Source organism: Olleya sp. 1-3, from assembly GCF_002836085.1.
Lineage (GTDB): Bacteria > Bacteroidota > Bacteroidia > Flavobacteriales > Flavobacteriaceae > Olleya > Olleya namhaensis.
This window is the reverse complement of sequence record NZ_PJBW01000011.1, coordinates 17,795-42,980: the sequence shown is the minus strand read 5'-3', so window position 1 is coordinate 42,980 and position 25,186 is coordinate 17,795. Positions and strand designations below refer to the sequence as shown.

The 25,186-nt window shown below is 32.6% G+C and carries 19 protein-coding genes and 2 tRNA genes; 6 read left to right on the top strand and 15 right to left on the bottom strand.

Annotation, left to right across the window (positions count from 1 at the left end):
- Positions 1 to 247 precede the first annotated feature (247 nt).
- The 5 genes from CXF54_RS11685 to CXF54_RS11665 all read right to left on the bottom strand — a co-directional run bounded on the left by CXF54_RS11685 (position 248) and on the right by CXF54_RS11665 (position 7,983).
- Complete coding sequence (locus CXF54_RS11685) at positions 248 to 1,522, bottom strand: Nramp family divalent metal transporter (RefSeq protein WP_101203675.1); 1,275 nt, start codon at positions 1,520 to 1,522, stop codon at positions 248 to 250.
- 37 nt (positions 1,523 to 1,559) lie between these two features.
- Positions 1,560 to 3,443: an NADP-dependent phosphogluconate dehydrogenase gene (gene gndA, locus CXF54_RS11680; protein ID WP_101203674.1), complete on the bottom strand. Its 1,884-nt coding sequence runs from the start codon at positions 3,441 to 3,443 to the stop codon at positions 1,560 to 1,562.
- A 178-nt stretch (positions 3,444 to 3,621) separates the two neighbouring features.
- Entirely contained in the window at positions 3,622 to 4,641 is a 1,020-nt protein-coding gene (locus CXF54_RS11675; RefSeq protein ID WP_101203673.1) for a polysaccharide lyase family 7 protein, read from the bottom strand.
- A 26-nt stretch (positions 4,642 to 4,667) separates the two neighbouring features.
- On the bottom strand, positions 4,668 to 6,974 hold the full coding sequence (locus CXF54_RS11670) for a chondroitinase-B domain-containing protein (RefSeq protein ID WP_101203672.1): 2,307 nt from the start codon (positions 6,972 to 6,974) through the stop codon (positions 4,668 to 4,670).
- Positions 6,975 to 7,053: 79 nt separating this feature from the next.
- On the bottom strand, positions 7,054 to 7,983 hold the full coding sequence (locus CXF54_RS11665) for a polysaccharide lyase family 7 protein (RefSeq protein ID WP_101203671.1): 930 nt from the start codon (positions 7,981 to 7,983) through the stop codon (positions 7,054 to 7,056).
- A 408-nt stretch (positions 7,984 to 8,391) separates the two neighbouring features.
- Here CXF54_RS11665 and CXF54_RS11660 point away from each other — a divergent pair, with 408 nt between their 5' ends.
- Positions 8,392 to 8,814, top strand: a complete 423-nt coding sequence (locus CXF54_RS11660) for a hypothetical protein (protein WP_198551063.1) — start codon at positions 8,392 to 8,394, stop codon at positions 8,812 to 8,814.
- Between the two features lie 176 nt (positions 8,815 to 8,990).
- On the opposite strand, the gene CXF54_RS11655 is transcribed toward CXF54_RS11660, so the two are convergent.
- The 3 genes from CXF54_RS11655 to mutS form a co-directional block, all read right to left on the bottom strand.
- Positions 8,991 to 9,074: transfer RNA gene (locus CXF54_RS11655), tRNA-Leu, on the bottom strand.
- 27 nt (positions 9,075 to 9,101) lie between these two features.
- A tRNA-Gly gene (locus CXF54_RS11650) sits at positions 9,102 to 9,173 on the bottom strand.
- A gap of 95 nt (positions 9,174 to 9,268) precedes the next feature.
- Positions 9,269 to 11,881: a DNA mismatch repair protein MutS gene (gene mutS, locus CXF54_RS11645; protein WP_101203670.1), complete on the bottom strand. Its 2,613-nt coding sequence runs from the start codon at positions 11,879 to 11,881 to the stop codon at positions 9,269 to 9,271.
- A gap of 99 nt (positions 11,882 to 11,980) precedes the next feature.
- Here mutS and CXF54_RS11640 point away from each other — a divergent pair, with 99 nt between their 5' ends.
- Positions 11,981 to 12,517: an RNA methyltransferase gene (locus CXF54_RS11640; RefSeq protein WP_090841853.1), complete on the top strand. Its 537-nt coding sequence runs from the start codon at positions 11,981 to 11,983 to the stop codon at positions 12,515 to 12,517.
- A 78-nt stretch (positions 12,518 to 12,595) separates the two neighbouring features.
- On the opposite strand, the gene CXF54_RS11635 is transcribed toward CXF54_RS11640, so the two are convergent.
- Both CXF54_RS11635 and folK read right to left on the bottom strand, forming a co-directional pair.
- Positions 12,596 to 13,078 carry a GyrI-like domain-containing protein gene (locus CXF54_RS11635; RefSeq protein WP_101203669.1) on the bottom strand — a complete coding sequence of 161 codons (483 nt, stop codon included), beginning with the start codon at positions 13,076 to 13,078 and terminating at the stop codon, positions 12,596 to 12,598.
- Positions 13,068 to 14,204 carry a 2-amino-4-hydroxy-6-hydroxymethyldihydropteridine diphosphokinase gene (folK, locus tag CXF54_RS11630; RefSeq protein ID WP_090841849.1) on the bottom strand — a complete coding sequence of 379 codons (1,137 nt, stop codon included), beginning with the start codon at positions 14,202 to 14,204 and terminating at the stop codon, positions 13,068 to 13,070. Before folK ends, CXF54_RS11635 begins: the two co-directional genes overlap by 11 nt.
- Before the next feature lie 72 nt (positions 14,205 to 14,276).
- On the opposite strand from folK, the gene CXF54_RS11625 reads away from it, so the two are divergent.
- The 4 genes from CXF54_RS11625 (at position 14,277) to rpsU (ending at position 19,057) form a co-directional block, all read left to right on the top strand.
- Positions 14,277 to 14,981 (top strand): queuosine precursor transporter, encoded by a 705-nt coding sequence (locus tag CXF54_RS11625; protein WP_101203668.1) that lies wholly within the window; start codon positions 14,277 to 14,279, stop codon positions 14,979 to 14,981.
- A gap of 89 nt (positions 14,982 to 15,070) precedes the next feature.
- Complete coding sequence (locus CXF54_RS11620; protein WP_101203667.1) at positions 15,071 to 17,734, top strand: AsmA-like C-terminal region-containing protein; 2,664 nt, start codon at positions 15,071 to 15,073, stop codon at positions 17,732 to 17,734.
- A 161-nt stretch (positions 17,735 to 17,895) separates the two neighbouring features.
- Positions 17,896 to 18,759 (top strand): RNA polymerase sigma factor RpoD/SigA, encoded by an 864-nt coding sequence (locus tag CXF54_RS11615; RefSeq protein WP_090841843.1) that lies wholly within the window; start codon positions 17,896 to 17,898, stop codon positions 18,757 to 18,759.
- 103 nt (positions 18,760 to 18,862) lie between these two features.
- Complete coding sequence (gene rpsU, locus CXF54_RS11610) at positions 18,863 to 19,057, top strand: 30S ribosomal protein S21 (RefSeq protein ID WP_090841842.1); 195 nt, start codon at positions 18,863 to 18,865, stop codon at positions 19,055 to 19,057.
- Between the two features lie 208 nt (positions 19,058 to 19,265).
- Here the strand turns inward: rpsU and murI are convergent, their stop codons facing one another.
- From murI to CXF54_RS11585, 5 genes are all read right to left on the bottom strand, one after another.
- On the bottom strand, positions 19,266 to 20,045 hold the full coding sequence (murI, locus tag CXF54_RS11605) for a glutamate racemase (protein ID WP_101203666.1): 780 nt from the start codon (positions 20,043 to 20,045) through the stop codon (positions 19,266 to 19,268).
- A 66-nt stretch (positions 20,046 to 20,111) separates the two neighbouring features.
- Entirely contained in the window at positions 20,112 to 20,621 is a 510-nt protein-coding gene (locus CXF54_RS11600) for an OmpH family outer membrane protein (protein WP_101203665.1), read from the bottom strand.
- A 43-nt stretch (positions 20,622 to 20,664) separates the two neighbouring features.
- Complete coding sequence (locus CXF54_RS11595) at positions 20,665 to 21,672, bottom strand: OmpH family outer membrane protein (RefSeq protein WP_101203664.1); 1,008 nt, start codon at positions 21,670 to 21,672, stop codon at positions 20,665 to 20,667.
- A gap of 232 nt (positions 21,673 to 21,904) precedes the next feature.
- Entirely contained in the window at positions 21,905 to 24,559 is a 2,655-nt protein-coding gene (locus tag CXF54_RS11590; protein WP_101203663.1) for an outer membrane protein assembly factor, read from the bottom strand.
- Positions 24,492 to 25,175, bottom strand: coding sequence for an isoprenyl transferase (locus tag CXF54_RS11585; protein ID WP_394364791.1), 684 nt, complete (start codon positions 25,173 to 25,175; stop codon positions 24,492 to 24,494). The genes CXF54_RS11590 and CXF54_RS11585 overlap by 68 nt, the downstream gene beginning before the upstream one ends.
- Between the last annotated feature and the right edge of the window lie 11 nt (positions 25,176 to 25,186).

Sequence of the window (25,186 nt, the reverse complement as noted above, 5' to 3'; positions counted from 1 at the left end):
CTATGCATTAATTGTTGACTCAGGTTAAAGCCGCGTCGTTAAAATTATAATTGTAAATATTCTTAACATCCTTTTAGAAAAACCCTTGTGTACTAGATAAGTACTATGACAAATCACACCACTAATTAAAATTGGTTTACCAAACTGGTTTACCAATATACGAGGTTTTTACTGTTAACCAAAAAAACATATTGACATTTAACTCTAATCTATACTATTTTGATAATAAAACAAACGACTGGCTATCTTAAAAGTACTCTGTTAGTGCAACAATTCCGTTATAAGAAATAACTAAAGAAAAAAGTAAAGCCGCAAACAAACCAATGTTTACAAAAAGACTTGTCTTGTAAGACTTCATAATTTTTTTGTTGTTTACCATCATTATAATTCCAACAATTACTAGTGGTAGCACAAACACATTAAAGACTTGAGACAGTATTTGAATCTCAATAGGATTAGCTCCAAAAGCAGGACCTATTAAAGCTACCAAACATGCTACAGCAGTAATTATTCTAAACTGACGGGAATTGGTATCTAATTCTCCAGACTGATAATCTGCAACTAATAATGGCGCAATTAACAAACATGGAAAAATAGAAGATAAACCTGCACTTAAAGCCCCAAAAAAGAAGATTGTCACAGCCCATTTACCAGCAACTGGCTCTAAAGTATTTGCCATATCTAAGACATGTGTTACTTCTCTACCTTGATAAAACAAAGCACCTGCAGCAACAGCCATTATCACACCACTAATTATAAAAATTAAAATTGCAGCAGTAATAGCATCCTTTTTTTGTTGATCTAAATTTTTAATTGTCCATCCTTTACCTTTCACAAAAAGAGGGCGCGATAAAAATGTAGCCGAAGCCATAGTTGTACCAACAAAAGCAGCAACCAACATTTTACCACCAACAACATCTGGTATTGTAGGTATCAACCCTTTTACAACATCCAATGGAAGCGGCTGTACAAAGCATAAAGATAACACAAAAGATAGCCCCATTAAGGTTACAAAAATCACAAGTATTTTTTCAAAGAAGGTATACTTACCAACTAACATTAATAGGTAAAAAGTAACGATAATCACTATAGCTGTAATTAAAACGGTTTCATATTTATAAGCAGCCAAGCCTTCAAAGTTTACGGATAAAATTTCAAAAATAATATTAGAAGAAATTCCCAAGATCCCCATTAAGGAGTTCCATTGCCCAAACGTAATACCTACTATAATTAGAATCGCTAATATTTTACCATATTTAAAATGTTTTTTAAATCCGTAAAGTGCAGTTTCACCCGTTAACAAAGCATAATTACCATATGCAAACATTAAAATACCCGAAAACAAGCAACTTAATAATAACACCCAAAGTAATTGCATATTAAACTTACTTCCCGCAACAATCATAGAGGTAACACTACCTGTTCCAATAGTGTAACCTATTGCAAAAATTCCAGGACCAAAGCCCAATACTAGTGCTATGATTTTTTTGATTAGTGATTTATTTGGCGTTGTTGCATCCATAATATGTAGTTAGCTTAAGGGTTGGTTAGTTTGTTTTTTAATTCCAATTGGTATGATGACTCTTGACTCCATCATCATCAATTCTTTTGTAAGTATGCGCTCCAAAATAATCGCGTTGTGCTTGGATTATATTTGCTGAAGAATTTACAGTAGTTATTCCGTTTAAAAATTGAATAGATTCACATAAACAAGATGCCGTAACATCATTTAGTACACATTGCGAAACCACTTTTTTAGCAGAAGCCTTGTACTTTTTTATTGAAGTAATAACTTCTGGATTGGTTAAAATGTTTGTTGTTTCTTTAAAGACCGCAACTAATGTTTCCATTAGCGTTGATCTAATAATGCAACCATTTGTCCAGATTCTAGCAATTTCACTTAAATTTAAATCCCATGAGAATTTATTTGAAGCTTCATTAATTAGCTTAAATCCCTGATAATGATTTATAATCCTAGCAAATTGATATGCTTCTAAAATTTCGGTTGTAGACAGATTTAAATCTGAAGTAGTTTCAGTTTTAAAATTATTATTTAACTGAATACGTTCGTCTTTATAAAACGACGTATATCTAGCAAATAAAGCTGAAGCAATTAATGTACTTGGTACACCAAGTTCCGCGGAAGCTATAGTTGTCCAGTTTCCTGTACCTTTATTACCTGCTTTATCTAATATCTTTTTTACCAACCAATCGTTGCCTTCTTTTTTTCTAAGAATATCTATAGTGATTTCTAACAAATAGCTATCTGCAGTGGTTTTCCAAGTGTCTAAAACATCCGCTATCTGATCTAAATTTTGACCAGAAGCCTCTAAAATGGTAACAACCTCTGCCAATAATTGCATTTCTACATACTCCACACCATTGTGTACCATTTTTATAAAATGACCACTACCTTCCGGACCAACATACGTGCAACAGGGCAAATTATTTTTATCCTTTGCCGAAATTTTTTCCAGAAAAGGCTTCACATTATTGTATGCATCTAAATCGCCACTTGGCATTATCGATGGTCCTTTTAAAGCCCCTTCTTCGCCTCCTGAAACTCCGGTACCAATAAAATGAATGCCTTTCGTTTTTAAATAATCACAACGTTCTTTCGTTTTTAAATAATTAGAATTTCCGCCATCAATTAAAATATCGTTTTTTGATAAATGAGGTAACAAATCTTCAATAACAAAGTCTATTGTTTTTCCTGCATTCACCATCAACATTATTTTTCTAGGTGTTTGTAAAGATGCTACAAAAGCAGAAATATCATCAAAAGCAGATGCTTCAGATAATTCCAGATAGTTAGTTTTAAAATTTTTAGCTACATCAACTTCAACACCATCAACATGCCTATTAAACATTGCTATTTTAAATCCGTTGTTAGCTAAATTTCGGCATAGGCTTTTACCCATGACACCTAAACCAAATAATCCAAATTCCGAAGTATTCATTAATTCGTGTTTTATCGTTTTTATAATGTTTTCTGGAGTCAAGCCAATATCTACTCTTAAAGCATCTTTTGGTTCTTCCAATGTATCAAACTGTGATTTTAATAACTCTGATGGCATAAAATGGTTATCACGACTATTTAATCTTTCAAATATCTGATCAAAATACCCTGACAAATACACCCATTTTGTTTCGGTTTTAATATGTAAACTTAAAGTATCTCTGTATTTCTGCTTTAAAGCAGAACATACAATTACACAGCTATTTTTAGTTAATTGCTGTTTAGCTAAATCATTTAGTGTTTCTAACCAACCTTGTCTGTCATCATCATTTAAAGGTTGTCCGTTAGACATCTTTTTTATGTTAGCTTCTGGATGAAAATCGTCTCCATCAAAAAAAGGAATATCTAATTCTTGAGCCAATAATTTCCCGACTGTGCTTTTTCCACACCCCGAGACTCCCATTATGAATATAACTTTTTTCATCTGCTTATACTTATTGTTTTTAATTTTCAGATGTAACACCTTTACAAACACTGCACTGTCCGACTAATTTACAATTATGGACAAGTCAATATTTTATTGCGGAATTTGTGCTTCAAAAAGTGCCGCTTCAACCGCGCCCAACCAGACATTTATTATGCTAAATTGCGCAATGCAGTTTCTATTTAGGCTCTGTAGATGCGCCTAATGTTGCTTCTTTAAACCAAACCTCAGCATAACTTCCGTTTGCATACTGTTTTACAATGTCTCCACCATAAGTTTCAGACTTTGTTGATTTTCCGTTTGCCTGATTATAAGCGCCTTGTTTAAAATAGTTGATCTCGCCAGCATAAGCAATTTCTCGTTCCACGCCTACCGCTCTTCTTGATGCATATACATCAATAATTTGTTGCGGGATTTGCGCTTTGGTTGCAAATTCTGATTTAATTAAGCTTTTTGTAAATTTTATAGTTTCGTGTCCTTTACTTGTAAACGTTAAATACATAATACCTTTATGCACGTTTACTTCGTAGCTAAACTCTTCACCTAAAGCAATACCATCTTTTGGTTCTGCCGGACTAGTTGTTTCATCAGATCCTTTAACCGAAAAATCATAACCCCAAACTGGCGTTGAGTAATCAAATCGTCCAGAGTTATCACCTTCTGTATTGATTTCGTAATTCCAAAACACAGAGCCTTTTGTATGACCCGGGAATTTTTTATAAAAGATTTTTAAGGGTTCATTCTCATGACCTTCGTCGCTATGAATTTGCCCAACAACTACCGAGTAAGACGATGCAACATTAGCGTGCCCTGTTGTAGACACATGCTGCACTTTTAATGTTCCAGTTAACTTACCTCCTTCTTCAGGAATCCAATGTTTTTTTTCACCTAACTCTGTTCTAGTATTACTAGATGTTCTTGACGTAATACCAGAATTTGGTGTTTTATACACTACCCAATCCGTTTTACCATCGTTTTCCACATAAAAGAAATCGTCTTTCTGGAAGCCTACTAAGTTATCTTGATAAGTTCCGTCTCCTAAAAGGATTTTCCACTGGTCCATAAATGGAATAACGTCACTTGGATATTTTACTGGTGCATCAGTTTCAACTTGAGCTTTTGTTTCTGTCTTTTTTGCTTCGTCTTTACAAGATATAAGCGTTAAAAGTATAACGAAGGTGTATAGCGATTTCTTCATCTAATAATAAATTTAAAGTGATTGAATTAATACATTAGTGTCATAACTAAATTTTCTTCAGTCTTAATCTGTCCTGAATTAGTTACTGTGTTTTCTGATTCTACATTATTTTTTGCTCCCCAAAGAATAGAAACAAACTTTACATTATTGTTTTTAAATGTGTTATTGTTAATGTTCACATTTACAATTCCGTTATGGTTTAGTAATCTTTTGTTTTTCTCTTTTGCACCACAATTAGTAAAAGTGCTATTTGTAATTAAAAGATTCCCTCCAATGGTAGACTCGTCATAACCACCTCTATAATAATCGACAACATTTTGTTTTACATTATCAAAATTACAGTTATTAATTGATAAATACTCTGTATTGTAATCTCCTCTGTCGTTGGTTTCTTCAGATAATTCGATACCATTTTCACAGTTTGAAATAGCTGTGTTTTTGAAAGTGATTTCTTCAGAATAGGCTTGCTTATAAACCCTTAAAGCATAATTAAAATTACTGATTTCAGAATCCACAACTTCTAAACCAAAATGATTAGACATGTTTTCTTTTAAACTAGCAAACGCATAATTAGAACCATTACCTTTTAATTTGATGTTTTTTACAGTTAATTTTCCGTAAGGATTTAACGAGAATGCTGGTGTATTAGCTGCTCCTTCAAATATAATTTCTGAATTTCCTTTAGATTGAATTGTGATTGTTTTGTCAACAACTAAAGATTCTGAAATATTAAAAACACCATCAGTTAAAGCTATAATATCACCACTTTCTGCAGCTTTAAGTTTGGCTACTAATTCTGAAGTATTAGCCACCGTATGTGTCGTAGGATCTTTAGCGCCAACTACATTTGAATACCAATCCGTACCATATTTTGATTTATCCAAAAGGTCTAAATTAACACTTCCTGAATTTACTATTGCTCCAATTTGATTTGATTTACTTCTTGAATTTCCTAATAAATCTTCCGTTATTGTTTTAAAATCAAAACCATTATAAATTTCTACATCATCATATCCAGACGTTGGAACAGAAAGATCTGTACCGATATCTGTTAACGTTAATTCTTTAGAAATTAAACCATGACTGTTTTCAATTTTAACGCTGTTATTGTAAATAATATTACTTTTAAAAGTAACACCATCCGCTTTATCATGCTCTATAATTGGGTTTGCATCACCAACAGAATTATAAATTACATTATTTACAACCTCTGTTCTTAACGGTCTTGCAGATCTAATTTCTGACTTTGGCAATACATCTGCTTGTGCGATATTGGTACCAACTCCAAATTGCCAAGGCGAATCTGAATCTACAAACGTATTGTAAGCAACTACAACATCTGTAACTTGGTTGTATCTGTTTAATGGTGATTTTGGAATTCCATTCATTATAGCAATTGGACTTCTAAAGTTTTTCCCTTTGATTTTGTAAAACAAGTTGTTTATTACCCAATGTCCTGTGTTAATAATTCTAATACCACCATATTGGTCGTTTACACCATCTCCAATAAAATAATTACCATCAACAGTAACGTAGTTTCCGTGACGTGTAACTACAGACCCTTCACTTTTATAAAACACATTATTTTTAATAATATTGAAATTAGTTTTACTAGAAATAATTTCAACTTCACCATTACACTCTTCAAATAAGTTGTTAGCAATAGTCGTATTACTTGGGCTCATAGATGTAAAACTACTTCCTAATTGAATAGTTTCTCCTCTAGCACCACCTTTACGTGGTCTTGGTCCGAAGTGGTTATTTACAATTTTATGAAAGTTTCTTATACTTTGATTTCCTTTTAAATCTACTCTAACCGTTGGACCACCATTTGTTTTTCCAGCGATATAACAATTACTTAACTCGTTATGTTTTCCATAAAACTGCACCCAAAGGTTGTCTTGATCGCGCTCTAAGTTATTAAAATCTAAAATCACACAATTTGTAACTTTACTGTAATTTGCAACGTCCTTCGCACTTGTTCTAAATGCGATTACATTGGTTTTAGGAGAATGTCCGTTTCTAAAAAACAAACCACTAACCTCTAAATAATCTCCACTAATTTCTAAACTAGATTCTCCTTCTATAAACACTTTTCCAGCAGTTTCAGCTTTAAGGGTTATAGGCTTGTCCTCTGTTCCTTCTCCTGTAAACTTAATCTCAAAATCTTTGTATGTTCCGTTTGCTAAAACAATATTATCTCCTGGCTTAGCATCTTTTATAGCTGTGTTTAGCTCTTCTATATTAGAGACGGTGTTTAAACTAGCAATTTCTGTTTTACCACAAGCAACTAGTAACAGGGATAAGATTACAATGGATACTATTTTTTTCATAAAAGAATAATTAATGCGTTGTTATTTATTTTTAATACAAAAAAGCCTTTTGTATTAAAAGGCCTTAAATTTTTATAGCTTAATGTGTGACATTTAAATTGTAGTATTTAACATAAGAAAATGCATCTGCATCTGTAGTTGTTAAATAATTACCTGCTTTAAAGTAGTTTTGATAAGGCCATTTGTCTAAACTAATATCTTCATAGATATGAGGTGTATTTGTATTTAATTGAACCTCAATTTTAGCATCACTTGCTGTAATTCTAAAATCAAAAGCATCATTACCCACGTAACCTAAATTTACTTTAATATCTGCCCACGTATTATTTGATGTTTCTAACAAATCATCACCAGAAGTGGCTTCATCTATTAGTGATTTTTTATGAGACCAAACATAACCATCTTTCCAATAAATTTTAATTAAGGGCGGTCCATTATTGGATGAAAAACCATGAACACTCATATCTTCCGGAGAAATAATACCATGAATTTGCATGACTATTACTTTATGATAATCATCACTAGATTGTGTGTTTTCTGATACAGACGTGACTTTTAAACGCCCTACCATTTCCCCTCCTTCTAGCAACGTCCAATTATCACTAGAACTATCAGGATTAATAAGCTCTCTTAATTCTGTTCTTGAAAAAGAGCTATTTGATGTTGAAATATCTGGAAATGTATAAAACATTAATGACGCATCAGATTCGTCATCATACATATAAGGCATTACAGGTGCTAAAGTTTGGTATCCAAAATTGACTAATTGAGACGGTTGGTATTCATCCGGACTCCCATTATTGTTTTCATCTATAGGTAAAGTTACTTTCCAGTTAGTAAAATTGATGTCTGCATAGGTTGTAGCGTCGACGTCTGAATCAGTATCTTCAGGCTCATTATCATTAACTAATGTTGGCTGCGACATCGTATCAGTAGACAGTGATTGCTCATCACTGCTACAGGCGCAAAAAACTAACATTAACAACAAATGAATCTGTAATTTCTTCATAATATAGTAATTGGTTTACCAATCTGGTTTACCAAATATAGGGTATTTTATAACACCAATAAAACAATAAACTCAATAAATAGTATACAAAACTAATTATTCCTCAATAAGTCGCCTGAAAAAGATGTCAAAACCTCACTTTTAAGCAAAAATAAGTAGTAGTTCTTTAATCGTTATTAGATTGAACTAATTAGGCTGTTGCAACGTTTTTACTTGACATAAAGATTCACTAAAGCCATGTATTTAACAACAGATAACGCAACAAAGCCAAACTATCCATTCTGAAAGCCACCTAAACACCTCTAAAACGGGCATTAAATGACCAAATGTTAAAATTTTGTTATAAATAGAATAGTATTTTACAATTAACTTGTTAATTTTGACATTATAACACTAAAATAAGAAACAATGAAAAAAGTATTATTAAGTGCAGTTCTTGTTACTGCTGTATTATTCACTTCTTGTAGAGAAGTAAAAGAGAATGCTGAGAAAGCAGGAAACACATTAGAAAACGCTGCTAACGCAACTGGTGACGCTGTAAAAGACGCTGCTAATGCAACAGGTGATGCTTTAGGTGATGCTGCTAACGCTACTGGAGACGCTGTAAAAGATGCGGCTAACGCAACAGGAGACGCTGTAAAGGATGCTGCTAACGCAACAGGTGATGCAGTAAAGAACACAGCTGAAGGTGCTAAAAAATTAGCTACTGATGCAGTTGATGGTGCAAAACAAATGGGTACTGATGCTGCCAATGCAACAAAAGAAGCTGCTGCTAAAACAGGAAGCGCTGTTGAACAAGCAGGAAAAGACCTAAAAACTAAAATGAACTAAGACCGTTTTAAATAACAGTCTTGTTTTACAAGCAAAAAAAACCTTATCAAATATTTGATAAGGTTTTTTTTATGGCTTTACTTAAAAAATATAAGCAACTAAATCACGCCTATTAAAAGGTTAAGTTTATTGCATAAAAAAACCTCTTGAAAATCTATGATTAACAAGAGGTCTAGTACTGAAGACGGGACTTGAACCCGTACGTCCTAATGGACATTGGATTTTAAGTCCAACGTGTCTACCAATTCCACCACTTCAGCATTGGTATATTATAAAGAAAGTCTCAGAGCGAAAGACGGGATTTGAACCCGCGACCCCCACCTTGGCAAGGTGATGCTCTACCCCTGAGCTACTTTCGCAGTCTTTGTATGAACGTGCAATATCGTATTGCGGTTGCAAATTTAGAACTTTTATACGAAGTACAAAGCTTTTTTTGAAAAAATTTTAAAATAATTTATACTTGCTTCTTTTTCACCAACATACGTTTGATCTCATTTAGCTTCATCAAGGCTTCAACCGGTGTTAAGGTGTCAATATCGATATGTAAGATCTCTTCTTTTATGTTTTCAAGTAATGGATCGTCCAAATTAAAGAAACTTAATTGCATTTCATCTTGCATAGATTTTACTTTATCTGTCAATTCTTCGCTTGAATGACTTTTCTCTAGCTTTTTCAGGATCTGATTTGCGCGTCTTAATACCTGTTGTGGCATTCCTGCCATTTTTGCGACATGTATACCAAAACTATGTTCGCTACCTCCTTCGACAAGCTTACGTAAAAACAGCACATTATCTTTTAACTCTTTTACAGACACATTAAAGTTTTTAATACGCTCAAAGGTCTCCGTCATTTCATTTAACTCATGATAGTGAGTTGCAAATAACGTTTTAGGCTTTGCTGGGTGCTCATGAAGGTACTCGCTAATAGCCCAAGCAATAGATATTCCGTCATAAGTACTTGTCCCTCTTCCAATTTCATCTAACAAGACTAAACTACGGTCTGAGATGTTATTTAAGATCGATGCGGTTTCATTCATCTCTACCATAAACGTAGACTCTCCCATCGATATGTTATCACTAGCACCAACACGTGTAAATATTTTATCTACCACACCTATTCTAGCTGCTTTTGCGGGTACAAAACTTCCTATTTGAGCCAACAGTACTATTAAAGCTGTTTGACGCAAAATAGCTGACTTACCAGACATGTTTGGCCCCGTAATCATAATCACTTGTTGCGCTTCTCTATCCAAAAATACATTATTAGCAATATATGGCTCGCCTATTGGTAATTGCTTTTCAATTACCGGGTGGCGTCCGTCCACAATATCTAAATCGTGAGACTCATCCAAAGTAGGATACACATAATTATTATCTGATGCTAATTGTGCAAAACCACATAAGCAATCTACTTTAGCAATTAAATATGCGTTTTGTTGTACGGGCTTTATGTACTGATTCATCCATTGTACCAAATCAGCAAATAACTTTTGCTCGATTGCCATGATACGCTCTTCTGCGCCTAAAATCTTAGCTTCGTATTCTTTTAGCTCTTCCGTAATATAACGCTCTGCGTTTACTAAGGTCTGTTTACGGATCCACTCTTCCGGAACTTTATCTTTATGTGTATTTCTTACTTCTATATAATACCCAAAAACATTATTAGATGCAATTTTTAAGGACGTAATCCCTGTACACTCACTTTCGCGTTGTAGCATTTTATCTAAATAATCTTTTCCTGAGGTAGACAATGCTCTAAGCTCATCCAACTCTGCAGAAAAGCCTGCAGCAATAGAACTTCCTTTTAAAATATTTACAGGAGCTTCCTCGTTCAAAGTTTCTTTAATTTTTTCGCGAAGCACATCACAGCTCTGTAAATTATCCCCAATAACTTTAAGCGATTCATTCTCGCAATTAGAAGATAATTCCTTTATTGGAAGTATAGCTTCTAAAGAGTTTTTAAGTTGAATTACTTCTCTCGGACTTACTTTTTGCGTTGCTATTTTAGAAATCAAACGTTCTAAATCGCCTATTAATTTAATATGATGCTGAATCTTATCCAATACGACTCCATCCGTTTTTAAATATGACACCACCTCATGACGCTGTTTGATTTGATCAATCTGCTTTAAAGGTAGCGCCAACCAACGTTTTAAAAGACGCCCTCCCATTGGAGAAATAGTTTTATCTATAATATTTAACAATGTCACTGCATTGTTATTAGTAGAATTGTAAAGCTCTAAGTTTCGGATTGTAAAACGGTCCATCCAAACATAATCGTCCTCTGCAATACGAGAAATTGACGATATATGTTCTAGTTTGTTATGCTGTGTTTCGCCTAAATAATGAAGTATAGAGCCCGAAGCAATAATACCTTCTTTTAAATTTTCTATCCCAAATCCTTTTAAAGACTTAGTATCAAAATGTTTTAACAACGTCTCATTAGCATAATCCGTTTGATATACCCAATCTTCTAAATTAAAGGTATGAAAATCAGCTCCAAAATAATCTGTAAATGTGTTACGTTTTGGTTTTGCTACTAAAACTTCACTTGGACTAAAATTTTGAAGCAGCTTATCTATATACTCTTGATTTCCTTGTGATGTTAAAAACTCTCCTGTTGAAATATCTAAAAACGAAATCCCAATATTGACTTTACCAAAGTATACAGAACATAAAAAGTTATTGGTTTTAGAGTGCAGCACTTCGTCATTTAAAGCTACTCCTGGTGTTACCAATTCTGTCACACCACGTTTTACAATAGTTTTGGTCTGCTTTGGATCTTCTAGCTGGTCACAGATTGCAACACGCTCTCCCGCCTTAACTAACTTAGGTAGATAGGTGTTTATAGAATGATGCGGAAAACCTGCTAGTTCTATTTCGCTTTCACTACCTGCGCCTCTTTTAGTAAGTGTTATTCCTAAAATTCCAGCTGCTTTTATAGCATCTTTACCAAAGGTCTCATAAAAATCCCCTACTCTAAATAATAACATTGCATCAGGATACTTAGCCTTGATGGCATTGTATTGCTTCATTAACGGAGTGACTTTTTTGCTTTTTGTTGCCAAAGGATATACGTTTTTATTAAGTTTGCAATGTAACTAAATATTGATTTTTTAAGAAGTCTATTTAAGTTTAGTTATTGATAATTATTCACAATTATTTTGATGAGAAAACTAAAAAATAGCGAATTAGACCGATTAAGTGTTGATGACTTTAAATCTGCCGAAAAAACACCAATAATTATTGTTTTAGACAACATTAGAAGTTTAAATAATATTGGGAGTGTCTTTAGGACTAGTGATGCTTTTTTAGTCGAAAAAATTTATCTCTGCGGAATTACTGCTACGCCGCCACATAAAGACATACACAAAACAGCTTTAGGCAGCACTGACACCGTAGCTTGGGAATATGTTGAAAATACGATGGATTTAGTCGAAAAACTAAAATCTGAAAATGTCACTATTTGCGCTATTGAGCAAGCTGAAAACGCAACAATGTTAGACGATTTTAAAGTTGAAGACAATACAAAATACGCTTTAGTTTTTGGTAATGAAGTAAAAGGTGTAGCTCAAGATGTTGTTACAGCAAGCGATGTTGTTATTGAAATCCCTCAATTTGGAACTAAACACTCACTAAACATAAGTGTTAGTTGTGGTGTTGTTACTTGGGATTTGTTTAGTAAACTGAAAGCTAAAGCATAAAAAGCCGCCTACCTAATCAATCCCTTTTCCTTATTTGTGATAGATTACAAAACCGAAACAACCTTAACATTTTAAAAACTAGTCTTTAATTGGCACCCAAATTTCCTCTTTTACAAAAGCATTAGAGGGATGGTAATCTTCTGGAAGTTTTTCAAAATGAGGTTTATCGTCTAATTTATATCCTGAATTTGGCAACCAACCAGTATGTATAGCCTGCCAAGTCTTTAGAAACTCTTCTGGCTTTCCTTCAAAATTAAAAACAGCATACTTAGCTGCATTTATAGTTAATGTTTCCAAACCCTCTGGAATAGATTTAAAATCAGACACCGCTACTCCCACCCACTTTTCGTAAACCGTATTTGGAGACATTGTCTTTAAATCAAATTGATTGTAAATCTGAATTGAAAACTTATCAGTCCCAACACGATTTAAAATCTGATTACGTTTAGGCATAAATTGTCTAGCCAAATTACCTGTACCTTGAGCATTAGTCATAAAAGACAAGTCTGCTTTTAAACCAACAATCAAAATAGCTTCGGATACAATTATTTTAGGCGTCATCACTACAAATTTGATCTAATAACCATAAATAATCCGCTCTATATTTCACAAAATCTTTGTCAGAAATATCAATTATTTTGACGTTAAAATCGGTTTGACTTTTAAGAAAATCTAAGTAACCCGCATTAATTTTATCTAAATACTCGTCCTCGATATCACTTTCGTATTTACGTCCACGTTTTTTAATATTAGCCTGCAAACGCTCTGTGTTTTGATATAAATACACATATAAATCTGGCTTTGCAATGTCCTTATACATTAAGTAAAACAGCTTACGATACAACTTAAACTCGTCTGGCTGCAGTGTTATTTTAGAAAAAATCAAGGATTTAAACACATCATAATCACTGACAATAAAATCCTTAAACAAATCCAATTGCCCTAAGTCGTCAGTAATTTGCTGATATCGATCTGCAAGAAAAGACATCTCTAAAGTAAACGCGTATCGTTGCGGCTCCTTATAAAATTTTGGCAAAAACGGATTATCTGCAAAACGCTCTAACACAAGTTTAGCATTAAAGTCTTTAGAAATCTGAGTAGTTAAACTTGTTTTTCCTGCACCAATATTACCTTCGATAGCAATATAATTATGTTTGGAAAAATCAAATTGCTTATTAGGATTCTTTAACCAAATCTTAATCTGCTCCAATGCAACTGTATCCTCACAATTAGCTAACAGATCAGAAACTGATAACTCTAATTCTGGATGCATAACATCTCCTGCAATTAATTGAAGAGGCTCTAAAACAAAACGTCTTTTATGCGCTTCAGGATGTGGAATAATTAGATTTTTTTCTGCTATAATTTCATCTTCAAAAAAGATAATATCAAGATCTATTACTCTAGACTCATACCCTTCGGACTGTTTTGGAGTTCTTCCTAATTTTTTTTCAATTTGCAACAATACACTCAATACCTTTTTAGGTTTTAGTAAAGTGCTTACCGCAATACATGTATTTAAAAAATCATCACCTTCAAAACCACTAGCTTTGCTTTGATACACCTTAGCAATACTAACTATGTTACCTATTTCCGCAAATATAGCATCCACAGCGTTTTGCAAGTTTTTAAACTTATCGCCTTTATTACTTCCTAGTGCTATGTGTACGGTTTTGATCTCTTGCATAATTTCTTCAGCAAAATAACTAAAAGAAATTCACTTAGTTCTTATCTTTATCAAATCTGTTAATAAGTTTTTATGACCTTAAAAGACAAATTACTTGCTCAAAAAATCTATCTGCTTCTAGGTGCGCTTTTTATAACCTCTCTAGTCGTTTCTAACCTTATATTTCAAAAGTTTTTTTATTGGTACCCATTGGATATTAACATTTTTGGCGCTAAACTATTTGAGATTTCCGTTGGAATACTACCTTACCCAATCACTTTTTTAATTACCGATTTAATAAGCGAGATTTATGGTAAAAAACGCGCCAACCAAATTGTAATTGGTGGCATATTTGCTTCTATTTTTTCTCTTTTAATTGTGTACACCGCCAATGCCGTATCCGCCACAAGCTGGTCTCCCGTTGGCGACAATTTATTCTCAACTGTTTTTGGAAACACCATGATTGCTGTTTTTGCTAGCATGATGGCGTATCTCCTTGCACAATTAGTAGACATTCAGATATATCATTTTTGGAAACGGATCACTAAAGGCAAACACCTTTGGCTACGTAATAACTTCTCAACCTTTTTATCTCAATTTGTAGACACGTTTTCTGTACTATTTTTACTGTGTTCGTTTGGAGAGATTGGCTGGGACAGATTTGCCGGTTTATTAATTAGCGGTTTTATTTTTAAAGTACTAATAGCCATACTAGATACTCCGTTTTTATATTTAGGTGTTTACCTTTTTAGAAAACGTTTCAAGCTTAAAACAAACGAAGAAATACAACTGGTTTAACAAATGCTAAACTTTTATTAAATACTTTTGTTTGGGCAACTATTTAGCTAGATTAAGCGTAAATAAATTGTAAACAAACAGATAATTTGATGAAGAAAAAACTTAAAATAGTAGGTATATCATTACTAATACTAATAGCATTATTAATTGCAAGTCCATTTATTTTCCAAAACCAAATCAAGGAAATGGTGCGCACTTACATTAATCAAAATGTTAATGCTACCGTCACTTTTGACGATGTAAATTTAAGTTTTATTAGTAGCTTTCCGCAAGCTAACGTCACATTAGACAACCTTACTATAACGACTTTCGAGCCTTTTAAAAATGATACTTTAGCAAAAATCGATTTTTTATCTTTAGACATGTCCATTAAGGAATTGTTTAAAAAAATGGATGAAGAACCATTAATTGTAAACGCTATAGCTATTGACAATGCACTTGTAAATCTAAAAACAAATGCAGTTGGCGCTGTAAATTGGGACATAGCTAAACCAAACAACACCAAAACTAGTACTACAAATGCAGATAGCACTGGTTTTGCTTTTGACATCGAAAGCTATAAGATTACTAATAGCGCTTTTAATTATTTAGACGAAAGCACTACAACTATTTTAAAAATCGCAAATTTAAACCACTCTGGAAAAGGAATCTTTTCAGGAAATTTATCAGAACTAGATACAAATACAGAAGCCAACGTTTCTTTTAGCATGGATGGCACAGAGTACTTAAGCAATAATAGCTTAAAACTTGATGCTTTAATTGACTTAGATCTAGCAAACAGCAAATATACTTTTAAAGAAAATAAAGCCTTAATTAATGATTTACCTTTAGAATTTAAAGGATTTGTTCAATTAATAGAAGCTGGTCAAAATATTGATATTTCTTTTGAAAACCCAGGCTCTACTTTCAAAGATTTTTTGGCAGTTATACCTAAAAGTTATGCTAAAAACTTAGACAATGTAGATACTACCGGAAATTTTAAAATCAATGGAGTAATTAAAGGAGAAGTTACAGAAACTAAAATACCAAGCTTAGATATCAATATCCTTTCTAATAATGCGTCTTTCAAGTTTGACGACCTTCCAAAACGTGTCGAGAATATTAGTATTAATGTTGAAATTAAAAACGAAACAGGTATTACGGATGATACGTACGTTAAAATAAATACTTTAAATTTTAAAATAGATGAAGACGAATTCAAAAGTTCTGCAACTATTAAAAATTTAACCAAAAACATGTTAGTAGACGCGCATTTAGATGGTGTTTTAAATCTAGGTAACTTGACAAAAGCGTACCCTATAGAGTTAACCAATAAACTAGAAGGTATTTTAAAAGCAGATCTTAATACTAATTTTGATATGAATGCAATCGAAACAAATGCATACACACGTATTAAAAACAATGGTGCTATAAGTGTTTCTGATTTTGTGTTTTCATCAGCAGATATCGTTAACCCAATAAACATAACAAAAGCAGCAGTAAATTTTAATCCGGGCACGATTACCTTAGACCAATTTATAGCTACAACAGGAGATACTGACCTAAATGCAACTGGGACTATAAATAACTTACTAGGATTTTTATTAAGTGATAAAAAACTACAAGGAGACTTTAACGTAAAATCTAATGTATTTAAAATAAGTGATTTTATGGTAGAAGGTGGTAGCGACGCCCCAGTAAATCAAAGTACAGAACCTGCAACTGCATTAAAAATACCCGCTTTTTTAGACTGCAGCATAACAGCAGATGCAAAAACAGTTTATTATGATAATCTAATATTAAAAGATGTCAAAGGAGATCTTAAAATAGCAGACGAAAAAGCACAACTAAAAAACGTTACCTCTAGAATATTTAACGGAAACCTAACCCTAGAAGGACTTGTGGATACTAAAAGCACAAAACCAACTTTTAATATGAATGTTGGTGCTAAAAACTTTGATATCGCTCAATCGTTTAATGACTTAAGTTTACTAAAAGCATTAGCTCCGATAACCAAAATATTAGAAGGTAAATTAAACAGTACAATTAATTTATCAGGAAGCTTAGGTGATGATTTCACACCGTTATTAAACAGTATAACAGGTGACGCTTTCGCGGAATTACTTACAACTAAAATTGAACCTAAAAATGAACAACTATTTTCTATGTTAGAAAGTAAGCTTAACTTTTTAGATTTTAGTAAACTGGATTTAAAAGACCTGCAAACCAAATTGTCATTTGATAACGGACAAGTAACAGTTAAGCCATTTGATATAAAATATAAAGATATTAAAATGACGGTTGGCGGATCACATACGTTTAGCAACACCATGAATTACCAAATAGTATTTGATGTTCCTGCAAAATATTTAGGTAGCGATGTAAACAACCTGATAAATAAAATTAATGACCCTGCTGTAAATACCTTAACCATCCCCGTAACTGCTTCTATTTCTGGTAATACATTAAAACCACAGGTAACTACAGATTTAACCAGCGGAGTTAAAAATTTAACCACGCAATTAATAGAAATTGAAAAACAAAAATTAATTAATAAAGGCAAAGACAAACTCACAGATGTTGTTGGAGGCATACTTGGAGGAAACACACCAAAAGACAGCACAAGCACTCAAACCAACACTGTAGTTAACGATGTTTTAGGAGGAATTCTAAATAATAACAAACCTAAAGATAGTACATCAACAGATTCCATTAAACCAAAAACACAAGTAAAAGACGTTATAAAAGGACTATTTGGTAAAAAGAAAGAGTAAAACGTTAGATTTTGAAATTTTAACAATTATTTGTCGCTACTATGTTTTTTTTTTCAGAATTTTAATCGTTTGAGCTTTTATTTCAAAAGAATATGTTAATTATTTGGAAATGTCAATAAAAGCATTACATTGTACCTATAACATTAAATAATCCGGACTGAATGAGGCAATTAAAAATTACCAAGCAAGTTACCAACCGTGAGTCAAAATCACTAGATAAATACCTACAAGATATAAGCAAACTTCCCATGATTACCGCTGAGGAGGAAGTTGAATTGGCACAGAAGATTAGAGAAGGGTGTCAAAAATCTTTGGATTTATTAACCACTGCTAACTTACGTTTCGTAGTCTCTGTTGCAAAGCAATACCAAAACCAGGGTTTAACATTACCAGATTTAATTAACGAAGGTAATGCTGGATTAGTAAAAGCAGCAAAGCGATTTGACGAAACCAGAGGTTTTAAATTTATATCCTATGCAGTATGGTGGATTAGACAAGCAATTTTATCTGCTTTAGCAGAACAATCTAGAATTGTAAGACTTCCATTAAACAAAATTGGATCAATAAACAAAATAAGAAAAGTAACCTCTCACTTAGAGCAAGTCAATCAAAGACCTCCAAGTGCATCTGAGATTGCAAAAGAATTAGATTTAACAATTAGTGATGTTAAGCAATCTATGAAAATCTCTAGTAGACACGTCTCTATGGATGCGCCTTTAAAAGAAGGTGAAGATTATAGCTTATATGACTTAGTTAGCTCTAACGAGTCTCCAAACCCTGATAACAACTTAATGCGCGAATCTTTAAACACTGAGATTGATAGAGCATTAGAAACACTAACTCCTAGAGAAAGTGATGTTATTAGACTTAACTTTGGATTGAGCGATCAACCAGCAATGACATTAGACGAAATAGGTCGTACTTTTGACTTAACACGTGAGCGTGTAAGACAAATTAGAGAAAAAGGAATCAGACGTTTACGTCAAACTTCTAAGAGTAAAATACTAAAAACGTATTTAGGATAAACCTAAATAACACTTTAGTCTATTAAATAACAAAAAAAGTGCATTATTAATTTGAATTATATTTTAATTTAATTGATATTTGCACCAGATTTAAAATTTAGATATGTTAAGAATTGAAATTAAAGAAGGTGAAAACATAGAACGTGCTCTAAAACGTTACAAACGTAAGCACAGAAATGTAAAAGTTATGCAAAACTTAAGAGACAAGCAATACTTTACAAAACCATCTGTAAAGAACAGACGTCAGATTCAAAAAGCTAGTTATATTCAAGGTCTTAGAGACGCAGAGAATATATAAATAACTTTTCTTTTATATAAAAAAACCACGCATTTTAAAATGTCGTGGTTTTTTTGTTGTTTAAAACATATTACATTAATTGTTTTCTTAACTAGTCATTGTAACATAAAGTTACCTCAGGCGATTAATAAAAACAACTGATATAAATAAGTTGTGCCTAAAATTTAGAATTAACAATCAAAACATACAGTCACATTTTGATTGGATTTTAGAACTTAAGATAGTCTACTTTATATGGATCTCCCAATAAACTCTCCATTACTAATGGATTACCATTAGAGTAAAACTGTAACACAGACTTGCTATCACTTAAATTTAATAAGTTATGTTGCTCTAAAACTGCTTTTGTTTGTTTTGCTACAGCTTCTCCTGAATCGATGATTTTTACATGAGAAGGCAATAATGACAATAGTTGCAAAATTAGATATGGATAATGCGTACAGCCCAGGACTAGATAATCTATATTAGCTGCTAACATTGGTTTTAAATAGGTTTTAAGAAGCATTGTCATTTGATCAGAGTCAATGTGACCACTTTCTATCAACTGTACAATACCTTCTCCTTCTTGCTCTATAATCTTAATACCATTACTATACAACTGTGCTGTATCACAAAACAATTGACTAGTTAGCGTCCCTCTTGTAGCTAAGACGCCTATCGCTTTTGTTTTAGTTTGTAAAGCAGCTGGTTTTATAGCAGGCTCTATGCCAATAAAAGGCACATCATACTTTTGCCTTAAGTAGCTAATAGCATTAGTTGTAGCCGTATTACAAGCCACTACAATCAACTTACAGTTCTGATTAAGTAAATACTCAGTATTTTTTTCCGAGAGCGCTAAAATAGCCTCCTTACCTTTTGGTCCATAAGGCGCATTTGCACTGTCTGCTAAATAGATTGTATTCTCCTTTGAAAGCAATGCATGTATCGCCTTCCATATAGAAGTCCCTCCTACTCCAGAATCAAAAATACCTATAGGTTGTTTATTCATATAATTAAGCATAAAAAAAGCTGCCTAAATTTAGGCAGCTTAATTTTAATTTAAAAGGAATTCTAATTAAAATCCTAATTCTTTTTGTACATCAGATAATAAATCTTTACCAGAAGCCATAATTACACCTGAACTTTCAGAAGAATCTAAAACATAGTTAAAACCTTGTGCTGTTCCAACTTTTAAAATAGCTGCTTTCGCTTTTTCAGTAATTGGCTTTAATAAGTCAAATTCTTTTTTCTGTAATTGTGTTTGTGCGTCTGCCTGATACTGACGGATACTTTGTTGCATTCCTTGTAACTCTTCACCACGAGCTTGATTTTGCTCGTTAGTTTTTGTAGCTGCTTCTGCTTCGTATAATTTTGCTTTAGCTTGATATTCTTTTACCATTTCTTGGATATCTGCTTCAAATGTCTTTCCCATTTTGTCCATTTCTGCTTTAGCAGCTGTCATTGCTGGCATAGACGCAACAAGTTTTTGTGTGTCAACATGTGCTACTTTAGTCTGAGCGTTAGTAAAACTTGTCGCTCCAATAAATAAGGCTGCTGCAAATAAAAGTGTCTTGAATTGTTTCATTTTTAAAATAGTATTTGTGTGTTATAAATTATTTGTATTAGTCTTAGTTGTCTTCGTCTTCTCCGCTCTGATTTTCTTCTTTAGCTTTCTTACGGTCCTCTAAGATTTTTTGTTTTCTAGCTTCTAATTCAGCTTTTCTTGCTTCTCTATCCGCTAGTCTTTTTAATCTTTTTTCTTCAAGAATATCAGCACTTGACTTAGCTGCTGCTTCTTGGCTATCTTTTTGGGTATCATCAGCAACACTTGGCTTATCTGTTTCTGTTTGATCACCACTTCTTTCTTTTAACTTATCTTCTCTTGCTTTTGCACGTTCTTCTAAAATCTTAGCTCTTCTGTCAGCAGCTTCTTTTTTCTTAGCTTCTCTAGCATCTAAAATTTCTTTCTTTCTTAATTCAGCTGCAGTTGCACGCTCTGCATTCTTCTCGTCTATTGCTTTTTGACGTGATTCCTTTTCTTCGTTAATCTCAACTACTACATCTTCAGCCTTTGCATTTTTACGTTCCGCCTTATTTTTAGCCTGGGTACGTTTTGATGCTCTAGAGATTGTTCTAATAATTAACTCACTCATATCAAAACGTTCTGCAGAATATAACATAACTACGTCTGCTGACTTATCAAAAACAAAATCATATTTCTTTGCTTTTGCAATATCTTGTACTGCCTGAAAAATCTGATCTTGCACAGGCTGCATTAATTGTCTTTTCTGAAGCATTAAATCTCCATTAGGACCAAAACGTTTTTGCTGATAATCTAAGATTTCTTTTTCTTCAAAAACAATATCTTCTTCACGTTCTTCAATTAACTCTTTTGTCAATAATGCTTTTTCATTATTTAAAGACTCACGTTTTAATTTTACTTCGTTAAGCTTTGTTTCAATTTCAGCTTTCCACTTCTGAACTTTGTTCTCTAATTGACCTGTAGCTTCTGTATATTCTGGAATGTTTTCTAAAATATACTCAGTATCTATATAACCAATTCTAACTCCACGTTGAGCATTAGCAGAAAAACCTGCTGCTAACATAACCAATACAATAAGAACTTTTAATTTCATTTTGGATGTTGTTTAAATATTTCTTTAGTATAAACTCAAATTAATTACAAACATTATAATACCAATGTCATTTTTTGAGTTAATTTTTTCAAAATAACGAATTTAATTCTAAAAAAAATTAATTCTTTAATCAAATCCTTGTAATGTTATTAGAAAATATCGTGCCAAAAATAAAAAAATAAAGAAACGATGTTTGTAATTTACTGGTTTTATTGGGCTAAACTATAATTAATTAAAATTGTTGACCAATTATAAAGTGTGTTTCCCATCCATGTTTAGAAGTCTCTCCTGGCTGTGGATCAAACCCATGACCAAAGTCGATACCTAATAAACCAAATGCTGGCATGAAGATTCTTAAACCTAAACCTGCAGATCTTTTAAGTGCAAATGGATCGTAATCATTAAAATTATCATAAGATCCCCCTGCTTCTAAAAACCCTAGCGCATAAATCTTAGCAGATTGCTTTAAGGTAATAGGGTAACGTAACTCTAAAGAAAATTTATTATAAATAGTACCACCATCAGCAGATGATAATGCTTGATTTGAATATCCACGTAAGGCAACAGCTTCTCTACCATCTAAACTATAACTTCCTAGACCATCCCCTCCAACAAAGAAACGCTCAAAAGGAATAACACCTCTATCTTGGTTATAAGCACCTAAGAAACCAAATTCTATACTAGGACGTAATACTAATTTACCAACTAGTCTAGTGTACCAATCTCCTTTAAATTTGATTTTATAAAACTCCAACCACTTATAACGCTCTTGATCAATTTCACTTACCCTATTAGCTGCTGCTGTTCTTAAAATAGTATTAGCATCTGCATCATTAGCTATAGCTTCATTAGTATCTCTTTCTGATTTTAAAGCACTATAATCTGTACTATTAAAAATTGAATATGGTAACGAGAACTTTGCTGTTGCAGAAAAACTAGACCCTCCCATTGGGAAAATTGGATCGTTAAACGTATTGTTTCTACTTAACCCTAACGTATAAGACAAGTTATTTGAATACCCATCTCCAAAAGTAAATAGTCCTGTATTATAGTTTTTTAAATTGTAATGTTGAAAACTTATCGCTTGAGACAATGTAAAGAAATCATCCGGAATTGATAAACGCTTAGCTAAACCAAATGTGATACCAGTAATATTAAAACGACTGTCCTTATCCGCATTACCAGTTGTTGCATCATATAAAAATTGCTTTGTTTGAGAAATAGATGTAGAAAACTGTACTGGTTTTTTACCTCCTAACCATGGCTCTGAAAATGAGAAGCTATATGTTTGGAAAAATCTACTTGCTTGTAAACGTAATGCTAATTTTTGACCATCTCCTGTTGGTATTGGCTTATAAGCATCTTTTTTAAAGATATCTTTAATAGAAAAGTTATTAAAAGACAATCCTAAAGTACCAATAAAACCACCTCCACCGTAACCTCCTTGAAGTTCGATCTGACTAGATCCAGCTTCTACAACAGCATACTCCATGTCTATTGTACCTTCTTCTGGATTTGGATTTTTAAAATTTGGTGTTAATTGCTCTGCATCAAAGAATCCTAACTGACTTAATTCTCTAATTGTTCTTACAACATTTTCTTTACTATATAAATCACCAGGTCTTGTTCTAATTTCTCTATAGATAACATGATCGTTAGTTTTTTGGTTACCAACAACTGTTACTCTGTCAAAATACACTGGCTTACCTTCAGAAATTCTAATTTCCATATCAATAACATTACCATCTGCATTAATTTCTACTGGGTTAATAGTAGAAAATAAATACCCGTTGTTTTGATATAAGTTAGTTAAATCATCTCCGTCAGGTTTAGTATCATCAGCAATACGCTTTTGAAGTTCTACACCATTATATGTATCTCCTTTTACAATTCTTAACTTTCGTCTTAAAGCCTCATCCGAATAAACAGTGTTACCAATAAAAGTCATGTCTCCAAAAGTGTACTTCTCTCCTTCTTCAACCTTAATTTTTAGAGATACTGTTTTATCATTGTTGTCAATTAGAGAATCAGAAATTACTCTTGCATCTCTATATCCTATTTCTTTATACTTATTTACTACACTAGTAAGATCTTCTTTAAAATCTGCTTCAATAAATTTTGAACGCTTTAAAACTCTAATTGGATTTTTCTTCTTAGTGTTTTTCATAGCTTTTCTAAGGTTTTTATCACTTAAAACGCTATTCCCTTCAAAATCTATGTTTTTAATTTTTACCTTATCACCTTTGTTAATAGCAACAATCATGTTAACTATAGGCTTTTCTATAGAGTCATTTACAACTTCGATAGTATTTACATTAACATTAGCATTAAGAAAACCATTTTTCTTGTACTTGCTTTCTAAATAGTTTTCTGTAGTTGTAATTAAGTTTTCAGTAACCTTTGTTCCTCTTAAAAGTTTATTTTCTTTTAAAATAGTTTCGTGTTTACCTTTTTTAACACCAGTAATAACAATCTCTTTAAGCTCTGGCAAATCTGACAATCTTATTTCTAAAAAAGCACTATCACCTTCTACCTTTAGTAAATACATTTCTATATCACTAAATAAATTAGATTTCCATAATTTTTTTATGGCATCACTAATTTCTTCACCAGGAACCATAATTTCTGTTCCTTTTTTTAAACCGGAATAGGCAATTATAGTCTGCTCACTAAAGCTAGTATTTCCTTTAACTGTTATTTCTGCTAGATTATATTTCTTACCGTCTTCGTAACTTAAATCCTGTGCGCTTATTGTTAACGTACTTAAAAAAGTAATCACTAACAAAGTGTAGTTTAATATTGTTTTCAATGGTAATTGTTTAGCTAATTTGTTCACTGGTTTTCCCAAATCGTCGTTCTCTTTTTTGATATTCAATAATAGCTTCATATAAATGTTGCTTTGTAAAGTCTGGCCAAAGTACTGGTGTAAAATATAACTCTGCGTAGGCTATTTGCCATAGCAGAAAATTACTAATACGTTGCTCTCCACTTGTCCTTATAAGTAAATCAACATCAGGTAAACTCTGCGTGTAAAGATGTGCATTAAATACCGATTCGTCAATACTTTCTGTAGAAATTATATTATTTTTAACTTTAGTACTGATTTCTTTAACAGCATTTAATAGCTCTTCTCTAGACCCATAGCTTAGTGCTAAAGTCAGATCCATGTGCGTATTTTCCTTAGTTAATTCAATAACTTCTTGTAATTCTTTATATACTTTTTTTGGCAATGATTTTAAATTACCAATAGCTTTTAATTTAATATTATTGTCCTTAAAGGTCTTTATCTCTTTTTTAAGTGAAGACACTAATAATCGCATTAACGTATCCACTTCTAACTTAGGTCGGTTCCAATTTTCTGTAGAAAACGCGTATAAAGTCAAATGTTTAATACCTAATTCTGCACAAGCCTCAACTGTTTGACGCACAGATTTAGTTCCATTTTCATGGCCAAAAGCGCGTAACATTCCTTTTTGCTTTGCCCAACGCCCATTACCATCCATGATTATGGCGA